Below are 405 nucleotides of genomic sequence, written 5' to 3'. Positions count from 1 at the left end.
ACACGATCATGTTCCATAAAGACATAATCTTGCATAAATCCGTCATAGCCACTTGATCTAGATTTACTACTAGGCAAATAGTTTTCTGCTATAACTTCATCTTGTTCCACCGGTGTGTTAGGTATCATAATAACTCTTGTTCCAACCTTAAAAACACCCTTATTATCGTAAACGACTTCCCCAACTCCTTCGTGAACTAAAGACATAGGTAGTTTGTTTTCTAATACTAGTTCATCTCTATTCCCTGTGTAATATCTTTGGTCTGCTGCGCAAATTGACAAATATAGAGGTCTTACAACCACTTTATCGCTTTTAATATTTTCATTATTGTAAGATACTTCAAATTGTCTTGGTGCTACCAATTGATAAACTTGATTAATCACCTAAAACCCCACCCTTTATAAT

The 405-nt window shown here is 34.6% G+C and carries 1 protein-coding gene; it reads right to left on the bottom strand.

Features of this window, described 5'->3' with window-relative positions; translation table 11 throughout:
* Positions 1–383, bottom strand: a 383-nt coding sequence (locus HZY83_RS01665; protein WP_179942355.1) for an alcohol dehydrogenase catalytic domain-containing protein, incomplete at its 3' end; no start/stop codon positions are given.
* Between the last annotated feature and the right edge of the window lie 22 nt (positions 384–405).

Source organism: Gemella sp. GH3 (genome assembly GCF_013415425.1).
Lineage (GTDB): Bacteria > Bacillota > Bacilli > Staphylococcales > Gemellaceae > Gemelliphila.
This window is presented reverse-complemented; position numbering and strand designations above follow the sequence as displayed.